An 8,298-nucleotide genomic window follows, 5' to 3' on the forward strand; every position below is an offset into this window, starting at 1 on the left:
GTGCCCTCTTTTGTGGGGTCCCCCCTTCCCGGGGCGGGGCAGGGCGCTTCGGCTGGGGCACGCCGGGCGGGGGCCCCCCCCCCCCCCCCCCCCGGGGGGCGGCGGGCCACCCGGCCACCGGTGGCCGGCACCCGAGGAGCGGAGACGAGGAACAGCACATGAGCAACCCGTTCGCGGACCAGATCGCGCAGGCGATGGCGGACATGCAGACCGAGCTGGCCAGGGCCGAGGCCATGCAGCAGGAGATGAACGAGCTCACCGGCTCGGTCACCTCCAAGGACCGCATGGTCACCGTCAAGGTCGGCTCGCAGGGCCAGGTCGTCTCGATGACCTTCCACACCAACGACTACCGCGACATGGCCCCCGCCGAGCTTGCCAAGGTCCTCACCGACGTGCTCAACGAGGCCCGGGCCGACGTCGGCCGGCAGGTCGCCGAGCGCATCTCCCGGTTCGACGGGATCGGCGAGACGCTGCGGCTGTCGATGACCGGCGGCAGCGAGCTCGACGAGATCCTCGCACCGCTCTGGGCGATGCGCCCGGGCCACGAGGACGAGGAGAGGAAGAAGGCGAGGCCGGGCCGGCAGGAGGAGTTCCGTGGCTGACTCGGGGACCACCGCGAAGACGGCGATGCTCAAGAAGAGCTTCGCCGAGTTCTTCGAGCTGAAGGACTTCGTCACCCAGCTCAACACCGAGGCGACCCACATCAATGAGATCAACCTGCGGGTGGGCGGCAACGACGAGATCGGCAAGCAGTACCACGGCCAGGTCGACGACGGCACCAAGAACCTCTACGAGCTGATCGTGCGGATCGGCAGCACGCTGTCCTCGGTCGGCGAGAACGGCGAACTCCTGGCCGACACCCTCGACAAGGCGGGCGACCACGCCCGCGACCTCGCCAACGGCTTCTGATCCACCCGCAGCCGACGGCCCGACCCCGCGCACCGACCGGAAACGGCAGGCAGTCCCCGTGGCCCACTCCTCGATCGAGGTCAACGAATCGACCGCACGGTTCTTCACGATCATCACCGGCATGCCCTGGCCGGAGATCCGTGAGGGGGACCTGCGCGAGGTCCGGGACGCCTACGAGCAGCTGGCCAAGGAGATGCCCGAGCTGCGGGCGCTGATCGAGCGGGTCGCGGTCTCCTGCGCCCGGCAGTTCAAGGGCCAGGCCGCCACCTCGTTCGCGTACCAGATGAACTCGTTCATCGGCCGGACCGGCGGGGACGACTACGTGTCGGCGGCCGGCAAGACCGCCAAGGCGCTGGCGGACTGCGCCGGGGACGTGGCCAACGCGGTCGAGTACACCAAGTGGATGGCCATCGCCCAGCTGGTGCAGCTGCTGGTCGAGATCGCGCTGGCGATCTTCTGGGCGCCGTTCAGCTTCGGCACCAGCCTCTCCGGGCTGGTGCTCAAGAAGCTGCTCACCAAGGCCGCGTTGACGGCCCTGATGAAGTACCTGCTGAAGACGATCGCGATGCACACCTTCTCGGGCGTCGTCGGCGGTCTGCTGATGGACGGCATCATCCAGAACCTCCAGATCGGCCAGGGCAACCGCAAGGAGATCGACAAGGAGTACACCAAGCAGGCGGTGCTGTTCGGCGTCATCGGCGGTGTCCTCGGCGGGCCGCTCGACCTGCTGGGCCTGGGCCTGGGCAAGCTGCTGGGCCGCCTGCTGGGCAAGAGCGGTGGCCGGCTGCTCGCGGACAAGCTCAGCGACTACCTGGTGGACGGCGAGCTGAAGAGCCTCAAGGGGACGCTGAAGACCGCCGCCGAGGCGGCCGCGGCGTCCGGCGAGAAGGGCGCGCTCGGCGCGATCGGCAAGGAGACCTCCAAGGGCCTCGCCGACGAGGCCCTGAAGAAGACGCAGGCCCGCGCCTTCGCCCGGGACCTCGGCAACCTCATGGAGGCCTCCACCGAGCAGCTCCAGGCGGGCTTCGGCAAGACCACCAAGGGCTCGCTCGGCGACACCTTCGTCAAGGAGATGGAGAAGACCTTCGTCAAGCACCTGGGCGAGCAGCTCGGGAAGAAGGAGGCCGCGGCGCTCGGCCGCGAGCTGGGCGAGAAGTTCGCCGAGAAGTGGGTGGGCAAGGCGCGGCAGACCGTCCCGCTCAGGGGCGCGGCCAGCGAGGGCCTCGCCGAGGCGCTGGACACCGTCCTCAAGCAGGACGTCGCCAAGGGTCTGACCGCCCATCAGGTCAGTGCCCTGGGCAAGCACCTGCCGGACCTCGCCGACGGTCTGACGCAGGGCAACAAGATGTTCCAGCTCGGCCTGGGGCTCGGCAACTACATCCAGTCCGGCACCCAGAACGTGCTCAGCGAGGGCTTCTACAACCTCATCTTCGGCGAGAACCACGAGTTCACCGTCACCGCGGGCAGCTTCGTCGGCGGCATGATGACCGCGATGATGGGCCACGTCATGCACCTCGGCGCGGCGCCGCTGATGCACGGCTACGCCGACCTGGTCCAGCGGACCCAGTTCAAGGCCGTCGAGCAGGGGGCGTCCAAGTACTTCCCCCTCTACCACCCGATCAGCTTCGCCGCGATCGCCAGCATGGCGTCGGGCAAGATCGTGCCGTTCCCGGTGCCCCGGATGGGTCACCCGGAGGCCTTCGAGTTCGCCAGGGGTCTGCGCATCAACTCGCTGGACGACGTCGCGAAGGGTCTGTCGCACGCCTCGGGCATCGACGTCAGGACCCCGCCGGCCGACCCCGAGGTCGCCGAGTGGATGCAGCAGTTGCTGCCCTACGTCGATTTCGTGGCGGACGAGCGCGCCCGCGATCTCGCCGCGCTGCAGGAGTCGCTCACCCGGACCGTCGGCCACGGCACCGAGGACCTGCCGACGGCGCGCGAGGAGCGTGCCGGGGCGCCCGTGAAGGTCCAGTCGGACGACGACGCACCGTCCGTCGCGCCCAAGCCGCCGACGCAGGAGTCCGAGCAGAGGACGCCGGGGCACACGCCGCAGGAGCAGAAGGCGCCGGACCCGAAGGCGCCGGACCCGAAGGCGCAGGAGCAGAAGGCACCGGAGCAGAAGTCCGCCGACCAGAGGGCCCCGGAGGCGCCGAAGCGGAGCACCCCGGGCCGCACGGGCACGGTGCCCCCGGTGTCGACGGAGTCCTCGGGCGACGCGGCGACCGCCCCCCGCCGGCGGACCGGCACGACGGACGAGGCCACCACCGAGCGGACCACCACCGAGCGGACCGCCACCGCGACCTCCTCCGCACGCGTCCCCACCGCCCCCACCGACCACGCGGTCCCGCACCGCACCGCCCAGGACCTTCCCGCCGGCACCGACGGGTCCGGCCGCCACGCGGTGCAGGAACCGGCGCCCCCGGCCCCCCGGCCGACCACGAGCCTGGCCTCGGCGCTGCTCGGCCAGGACACCCCGCCGAGCCGGGCGACCGACGACGCCGCGCCGCCCCGGACCCCCGTCGGCGACGAGACCGCCCCCGCCCCGGGCGAGCGCGCCAACCCGAGGGCGCCGCAGCCGCAGCCGGACGCCGACGTACCCGTGCCGCCGCCCACCCCCGCCGGCGACACCGCCGCGGCCGCCCCGGACGCCCCGGTCGCGCAGGAAACCCCGGCGCCGCCGCTCCGGTCCGGCCCGGACAACCCCTGGCACCCCGCCGAACCGGACGGCACCTTCCGGGGCGCCCCGCGCCGCCCGCCGGCCCCCGCGAGCGGCCAGTGGCAGGAGGTGCTGCCCAACGGCACGGTCCGCGTCCACCGGGCGGAGCTGGACGCCGCCGTCCGGCCGGGCGCGCCGGCCTCGGCGTTCCCCTCGCGGTGGAGCCGCTCCGTACTCGACCCCGGCGCCGTCTACTACCCCAAGGGCTGGACCGCGACCCAGCTCCGGCACCACGTCACCACCGCGCTCGCCGACCCGATCCTCCAGCGGGAGGCGAACGGCGTCCACTACCGGCTGGGCCGGTCGGGCGGCGTCTGGATCGAGGGCATGTACCTGCCGGACGGCGGCTTCCTCGGCCACCGCCCGGCCCCGTACCAGTCGCTCCAGAACCCCCGCTACGACGCCCCGGGAACACTGACGGCGAGCCGCGGCGAGGAGGTGCGCCCGCCCGGCCTCGGGCCGGTGCGGGTCCGCCGCGACCTCATGCACGACGGGGCGGAGAGCCTCGAAGTCACCGCCCGGGTCAAGCTGGTGGGCGGCGAGCAGATGACGCAGCAGGAGCTGCTGCGCGCCCGGGCGCGGCTGGAGCGGGCCGCCTCGGAGTTCGCGGCCGGACCGGGGGAGGGCGGGGCCCGCACCCGCCTCCGGCTGGAGTTCACCCAGGACGGCGACGCCGTCGAGGTCCGCCTCGCCCCCGGCCAGGACCCGACCCTCCGGCAGGCCGTGCCGCGGCTGCACGAGCGGGCCGACGCCGACGGGCCGGCCGCGACCCTCGCCGCACTGAAGCAGCAGGCGCCCCCGCCCCCGGAGACCGTCACCGGCGGCCCGCGGATGCTCGCCGGCCGGAAGCCGCTGTTCGAGCCGTCGGTGTGGGACGACCCGACCCGGGGCCGCCACCTGCCGCGCGAGTGGACCGCCGACGAGGCCCGCTACGCCGCGAGCGTCGTCGCGGGCTCGGCGCACCGCGTCCCGGCCGGACCGGTGCCGCCCGGCGGCAGCACCGCGCCCGAGCTGCGTCACGGCACCTTCGCCGGGGTGAAGCTCACGGTGCGGGTGGAGAACGGGCTCATCACCGACTTCTGGGGCCGGCCGGACCAGCGGATGCCCGACCAGCTGGCCGCGCCCCGGCCGGAACAGCACCAGGTGCTCGGGACCCACCGGGTCCGCCCGCCCCGGGACGCCCTCGAACGGACCATGGACGAGCGGGTGCTGCAGCGCTTCCTGGTGAGCCGGATCAGGCTCGCCGACGGCGACACCGAGTCGCAGGTCACCGTCCGGGTGCACCTGGACACCTCGGCGCTGGACCTCACGGACCAGGACACCGCGAAGCGCTTCAAGGAACTGGTCAAGCGGACCCGGACCGGGGTCTCGGAGGTCTACGACATCGGCCAGCGGCTGCCCAGCGGCGACCGCCTGCGGGTGCGGGTCGAGTTCGTCACCGACCCGGCCAAGGCGCACCACACCGTGCAGGTCCACGCCCAGCAGGACCGCGCGGACCACCGGACCTGGGGCCTGAACACCTCGGCCGTCGTCGCCGCCCACGAGGTCGGCCACATGCTGGGGCTGGCGGACGAGTACCGCGAGCGCTCCGACGGCGCCAAGTTCCGCCCGGTCTACCTCGACGGCGGGCTGCTGGGCTCCTACATCCGCGACGGCTTCGACCGGCCCGTCATCGATATGGACAACCTGCCCGGCGGCCCGGTCACCACCCACCCGCAGCCGGTGCTGCGCGCCCGCAACCTGCGGCACCTGGGCGGCGTGATCGACCAGGTCTTCGGCGCCGACCGGGGGCCCGGTCCGGAGAGCACCCACCCGCCGCGGCCCCGGATGAACCCGGACGCCCGGCGCATCGCGCTGCACGGCAGCCTGAACCGCGACAGCATGCGGCTGCCGGGCGGCGGACGCGACGGCGGGGGCCACCTGTTCCCGCCGCCCGGCTCCGGCGATCCGCGGCCGACCAGGATCCCGGGCTCGGAGAACCGCAACGGCACCTTCCGGGTCCTCGGCGGCCCGGCCGACGGCGTGGGCGCCGGTCAGCACCGGCTGGCGGGCGAGCTGGACGTGTCGGCGGCGGTCCGGGCCCGCGGGCGCACCATGTTCCCCGAGCACTGGTCGGCCGACGACGCGACCTACGCGGCCGAGCAGGCCTACCAGCACGCCCGCCGCCGGGGCGACGGGGCGTTCACCGAGTCCGGTCCGAACTCCTGGACGTGGACCGGCGAGTACGGCGGGGTGCGGATCGACGGGCGGATCGAGGTCCGCACCGAGCAGGGCTCCCGCGGCCCGGTCCGAGTGGCGGAGATCGTCGCCTTCAAGCCGTCCGACGACCAGGGCGGACTCGGCCCCGCCCCGCACCTGCCCTGGCACCCGCAGCCCGACACCTTCGACCAGCGGGCCGCGGACGTGCTGCGCTACGGCGACCGCCGGACCCTGAGCGGCGTCCACCACCAGCCGCCGAGCCAGTCCGGGGCCGTGGGGTCGGCCTCGCCCGACGGGCAGCTGGCCGGCCGGCGGATGGGCGTCAGGATCGGCGCCCACACGTCGGTCCACCCCAACGGGACCTACCGCGCCACCGTCTGGTACCTCGACCCGGCGGTGAACCCGGCCGCCCCGATGGCGGCGTTCGACTCACGCTGGTTCAAGCGCGCGGACCACCCGCTCAACACCTTCTACCCGGAGAACTGGCGGCCCGCGCTGGTCCTCCGGGCCGTCGACGCGGCCTACACGGCCCGCGACCGGGCGGGCGACCGCGTCGTCGACGGCGCGGTCCACTGGACCGGCATCGGCGAGGGCGTCCGGATCGAGGGGATCACCCGCGACGGCCGGCACGTGGCGCACCGTCCGGCGGACGAGCAGCCCGGTGTCGTCCTGCCGCCGGACGCGCCGAGGTCCGCGCCGCTCACCGAGCCCGGGCTGCCCGGGACCGGCAGGCGTCCGGCCGTCACCTCCGGCATGCCGCCCGGCACGGTGCCCGACGACGCGTTCAGCCCGCACCTGAGCGCCGACGCCGGGCGCGGCCTGCCCGCGCAGTGGACGGCCCAGGAACAGCGCCACGCCGTGCACAAGGGCCGCAGGCTCGGCGACGACACGGCTCTCGACGACGGCGGCACCCGCGGCACGGTGGTCTTCGCCGGCGTCGAGATCACCGTGCTGCGGGACGCGGACGGCAAGGTCACCGACTTCTCGGTCCGGGACGGCCACACCCCGCCCGCCCAGCTCGACGTGCCGGTGCCCGAGCGCGGCACCCGCCGGCCCAAGGCCCCCGCCGGTGGTGCGGAACAGCCCCGCCGCGCGCCGCACGACCCCGGGTCGGAGGAGGACTCCGACACCTCCTCGCGACGCGGCGAGGACGAGGACTCCGAGGACGGCTCCGAGGAGGCCGACGACGCGATGTCCGAGGTGTCCCGCGCGGACACCCTGGACCTCATCGCCGAGGACGAGTCGATGGAGTGGGACGGCACCTTCGACGACGCCCACCCGGCCACCGGGCAGATGGACCTCGACCAGCCCCTGCCGCAGCCGCCGCGCCGGGTGCGCCCGGCCGACGAGGCACCGGCACCGGACCTGCGGTTCGCCGAGCTCCGCGAGCCGGTCGAGGTCCGCCCGCCCGCCGACCCGGCGCGCCACCTCAGCGACTCCACCTTCCTGCGCCGTTTCCAGGTCGCCCGCGGCGTCCTGGTGGACGGCCGCCCGGCGGTCGAGCTCGTGGTGCGGATCCACCTCGACGCCGCGGGCCTGCCGCACACCCCGGACCGTGACCGGGCCGTCCAGGAGCTGCAGGAACGCGCACAGCGCGGGATCGACCGCTACTACAACACCGGGCACCGGCTGCCGAACGGCGACGTCCTGGTCACCCGGGTCGAGTTCGTCGACGCCGACCGGGCGCACCACCGGGTCGAGGTCCTGGAGGGGACCGGGCGCGAGGCCCAGGACGAGTGGCACCTGGGCAGCACCGAACGGACCCTGGCGCACGAGTTCGGCCATCTGCTCGGCCTGCCCGACGAGTACCGGGAGCGGCGCGTCCGCGAGGAGGGGACCGACGGGAACGGCGACACCGTCGTCGTCGAGGACCCGATCCACCCCCGGCCGGTCACGGCCGACGCCAGCCTGATGGGCAGCGCCACGCGGACCCGCGGGCGGGTCCGGTTCGACCAGGACGCGGGGCTCATGTCGGACGGGACCGTCGTGCCCGACGCGCTCGCGCCGCGGCACCTGCGGGAGCTGGGCCGGGCGATCGAGGACGCCTTCGGTCCGGAGACGGGTCCGGGGGCGGGGGCGCCGGTGCGGGGTGACCTGCCGCGTCGGGCCGCCTTCGGGCGGGACGCCCTGCAGACGTCGACGTTCGGTGACACCCGTAACCCGGGTGGCCATCTGCTGCCTCCGGCGGGTTCGGACCGGACGGGGCCGGGGCGGGTGCTGCGGGTGGAGCGCAACGGTGTGGTGGTGGCCGACTTCTCGGGGGAGGGTGTCTCGACCCTGCCGAGGCCCCGGCGGCTGGACGCGGTCTCGGCGGCCGCGGACGACCTGATCGTTCCCGGCAGCGGCCGGCGCCGGATGTTCCCGCGCAACTGGACCAGCGAGGACGCGGTGTACGCGGCGGAGCAGGCGTACCTGCACGCCCTGGGCACCAATGACATCGTGCACCTGGGCGGCAGCCGTCACCGGTGGACCGG

General features: G+C 74.3%; 3 protein-coding genes. All 3 read left to right on the plus strand.

Annotation, left to right across the window (positions count from 1 at the left end; all coding sequences use genetic code 11):
- Positions 1 to 158: 158 nt before the first annotated feature.
- Positions 159 to 602, plus strand: a complete 444-nt coding sequence (locus tag ACFXAM_RS36135) for a YbaB/EbfC family nucleoid-associated protein (protein ID WP_380297859.1) — start codon at positions 159 to 161, stop codon at positions 600 to 602.
- Positions 595 to 909 (plus strand): hypothetical protein, encoded by a 315-nt coding sequence (locus ACFXAM_RS36140; RefSeq protein ID WP_380297861.1) that lies wholly within the window; start codon positions 595 to 597, stop codon positions 907 to 909. Before ACFXAM_RS36135 ends, ACFXAM_RS36140 begins: the two co-directional genes overlap by 8 nt.
- 58 nt (positions 910 to 967) lie before the next feature.
- Positions 968 to 8,298, plus strand: a 7,331-nt coding sequence (locus tag ACFXAM_RS36145; RefSeq protein ID WP_380297862.1) for an EndoU domain-containing protein, incomplete at its 3' end; no start/stop codon positions are given.

The sequence above is a fragment of the Kitasatospora sp. NPDC059462 genome (assembly GCF_042749955.1).
Taxonomy (GTDB): Bacteria; Actinomycetota; Actinomycetes; order Streptomycetales; family Streptomycetaceae; genus Kitasatospora.